At 62.3% G+C, this 3,386-nt stretch carries 2 protein-coding genes and 1 pseudogene; all 3 read right to left on the reverse strand.

Features of this window, described 5'->3' with window-relative positions:
- Positions 1-1,775, reverse strand: a 1,775-nt coding sequence (locus AYR66_RS27930) for a Clp protease N-terminal domain-containing protein (RefSeq protein WP_088710783.1), incomplete at its 3' end; no start/stop codon positions are given.
- 41 nt (positions 1,776-1,816) lie between these two features.
- Complete coding sequence (locus tag AYR66_RS27935) at positions 1,817-3,025, reverse strand: alkene reductase (RefSeq protein WP_088710784.1); 1,209 nt, start codon at positions 3,023-3,025, stop codon at positions 1,817-1,819.
- A 31-nt stretch (positions 3,026-3,056) separates the two neighbouring features.
- Positions 3,057-3,386, reverse strand: a pseudogene (locus tag AYR66_RS27940) (LLM class flavin-dependent oxidoreductase); the annotation flags it as partial.

Below are 3,386 nucleotides of genomic sequence, written 5' to 3' on the forward strand. Positions count from 1 at the left end.
CCGGCTCGGGAACGGCGGATCGCGTCGGACACCGCCACAATCGCTTCGTGCTGACCGACGACGCGCTTATGCAATTCCTCTTCCATGTGCAACAGCTTGTCACGCTCGCCTTGCATCATCTTGGACACCGGAATGCCGGTGGCGCGTGATACGACTTCCGCGATTTCTTCGGCCCCGACCTGGGTGCGCACTAGCTTGGGCTTGTCTTTAGTGGATTCACCACTAACGGCTTGCTTCAATTGCGCTTCCAATTGCGGCAAGGTGCCGTATTGAAGTTCGGACATTTTCTGCCAATCGCCTTTGCGCTTGGCTTCTTCCATTTGCAAGCGGACCTTTTCGATTTCTTCCTTGATGTGCTGGCTGCCCTGGACCGCTGCCTTCTCGGCTCTCCATATTTCTTCCAGATCGGCGTATTCGCGTTCGAGCTTGCTGATCTCTTCTTCAATCAGGCCCAGGCGCTTTCGTGACGCTTCATCCGTCTCTTTGCGCACCGCTTCGCGTTCGATTTTCAACTGGATCAGGCGGCGGTCCAGCTTGTCCATCACTTCCGGCTTCGAGTCGATTTCGATCTTGATCTTCGAGGCCGCCTCGTCGATCAGATCGATCGCCTTGTCCGGCAGGAAGCGGTCGGTGATGTAGCGGTGCGACAGTTCCGCCGCGGCGACGATGGCCGGGTCGGTGATGTCTACGCCATGGTGCACTTCATACTTTTCCTGCAGGCCGCGCAGGATGGCAATGGTCGCCTCCACGCTCGGCTCATCGACCAGGATTTTCTGAAAGCGCCGTTCCAGCGCAGCATCCTTTTCGACGTACTTGCGGTATTCGTCCAGCGTGGTCGCGCCCACGCAATGCAGTTCGCCGCGCGCCAGGGCCGGTTTCAGCATGTTGCCGGCATCCATGGCGCCTTCGGCCTTGCCGGCACCAACCATGGTATGCAGCTCGTCAATGAAGACGATGGTCTGTCCTTCATCCTGTGCCAGCTCTTTCAATACCGCCTTGAGCCTTTCCTCGAATTCGCCGCGGTACTTGGCGCCGGCCAGCAGCGCCGCCATATCGAGCGACAGCACGCGCTTGCCCTTGAGGCTGTCGGGTACTTCGTCATTGACGATGCGTTGCGCCAGGCCTTCAACGATGGCCGTCTTGCCCACGCCCGGTTCACCGATCAGCACCGGATTGTTCTTGGTGCGGCGCTGCAAGACCTGGATGGCGCGGCGGATTTCATCGTCGCGGCCGATCACCGGGTCAAGCTTGCCGAGGCGCGCCCGCTCGGTGAGGTCAAGCGTGTATTTCTTCAGGGCTTCGCGCTGCCCTTCGGCATCCTGGGAATTGACATTGCCGCCGCCGCGCACCGCGTCAATCGCGGCTTCCAGCGCCTTGCGCGTCAAGCCGTGTTCGCGCGCGGCGCGGCCAGCCTCGGACTTGTCTTCGGTGAGGGCGAGCAGCACCATTTCGCTGGCGATGAACTGGTCGCCATGCTTCTGCGCTTCCTTGTCGGCCAGGTTCAGCAGCGCGACCAGCTCACGCCCGATCTGCACTTCGCCGCCGGTGCCGCTGACCTTGGGCAAGCGTTCGAGCGCGCTCTCGAGCGCCTTGGTCAGTCCGCCGATATTGACATTGGCGCGCTGCAGGAGCGACCGGGCGCTGCCATCGTCCTGCTTCAGCAGGGCGATGAGCAAATGCACCGGGTCGATATACTGGTTGTCATTGCCTACAGCCAAGCTTTGGGCATCGGCCAGGGCTTCCTGCAATTTTGTGGTGAACTTATCGGGACGCATCTTGCACGCTCCTTGAAGATCGTGATGTTGGAAAAATCAAATCACCGCCAGCTTTCATCCACGCAGGGTTTGGGCGCCTCGCCGCGCGATTGCGCCAGGGTCGGGTAGTCGGTATACCCTTTCGCGCCTCCGCCGTAAAAGGTGCTGGAGTCCGGGGTATTCAGGGCCGTGCGCTGGCGGAACCGCTCCGGCAAGTCGGGCGTGGACAGGAAGCCGCGGCCGAAGCCGATCAGATCGGCCTTGCCTTGCGCAAGCCATTCGTTGGCGCTGTCATGGTCGAACCCGCCGGTCAGCATCAGCTTGCCCCGGAATGTCTTTCGGATCAGTTCGAGCATGCGCAGCGCGGCGGGATCGGGGGCGGTACCCTTTTCGAGCGCGGCGGCGGCCGGGTTGATGACATGCAGATAGGCAGGACCGAACGTATCCAGCCGCTCGACGATATGCCCGAACGTGGCCTCCGGGTCGTCGTCGCTCACATCGTTGAAGGTGCCCAGCGGCGACAGGCGCACGCCGACCCGATCACGGCCCCAGACCTCGCTGACCGCCGTCATCACCTCCATCAGGAGGCGCGCCCGGCTCGCGGGCGGTCCGCCGTACTGGTCGATGCGCTGATTGGTCTTGGAGCAGATGAACTGGTCGATCAGGTAACCGTTGGCGCCATGCACTTCGACACCGTCGAAACCGGCTTCCATCGCATTCCTGGCGGCGCGCAGATATTGGCCGACGAGGTAGGGCATTTCCTCGGTCTGCAGGGCGCGCGGGGTGACGAACGGTACCAGTTCGCCTTCGCCCATGTCATTCTCGATGAAGGCCTGGCCGCTGGGGCGGATCGCCGACGGCGCGACCGGCAGCATGCGGTCCGGCTGCAGCGCCGGATGCGAGATGCGGCCGACATGCCACATCTGCAGGAAGATCAACCCTCCGGCCGCATGCACGGCCGCGGTAACCAGACGCCAGCCTTCAATCTGTTCCCGGCTGTGAATGCCCGGCGTCCAGGCATAGCCCTGTCCCTGCATGGAAACCTGGGTCGCCTCGCTGATGATGAGGGCGGCCGAAGCGCGCTGCGCGTAATACGCGGCATTCAATGGGGACGGAACATTGCCGGGCTGGCGCGCGCGCGAGCGGGTCAACGGGGCCATGACGATGCGATGGGGTAAGGAATAAGGACCGAGCATGATGGCCTGGAACAGCGGCTCCGATGCGGTCGGGGAAGCTTCCCTGGTCGGGGCGGCTTGTGTCGAAGCGGACATGATATTTGCCTCCTGAAAATGCGGAACGGGATCAAATGACGGAATGCGCGGTCGCCGCCATGCCTGATTCCAATTGCGGCAGTACCTCCTTGCCGATTTCCTCCAGGACCGCGCCGGCATCGCGCGCTCCATATTTCAGATTGAGGATGACGTGGTTGACGCCGATCGCGTACAGCGCATCAAGGAAGCGCAGGACGAAATTGCGCCCGCCCCGAAAGCCCAGGTGAATCGGTGTCGGCGGCTGGTCGGGGGCGTCGGTGAGATCGACATAGAAGGATTGCACGAACGGTTTGAACGCGCCGGGCGCGGCGGTTTCCACCGCGGTCCGCCAGGGCGAGACAACTTCCATCTGCCGTTCAAT

This window comes from Noviherbaspirillum denitrificans (genome assembly GCF_002211445.1).
Taxonomy (GTDB): Bacteria; Pseudomonadota; Gammaproteobacteria; order Burkholderiales; family Burkholderiaceae_D; genus Noviherbaspirillum; species Noviherbaspirillum denitrificans.

Bases quoted from the DNA above. Each gene is read 5' to 3' on its own strand.
- AYR66_RS27935 (WP_088710784.1), bottom strand. From the start codon at position 3,025: ATGTCCGCTTCGACACAAGCCGCCCCGACCAGGGAAGCTTCCCCGACC.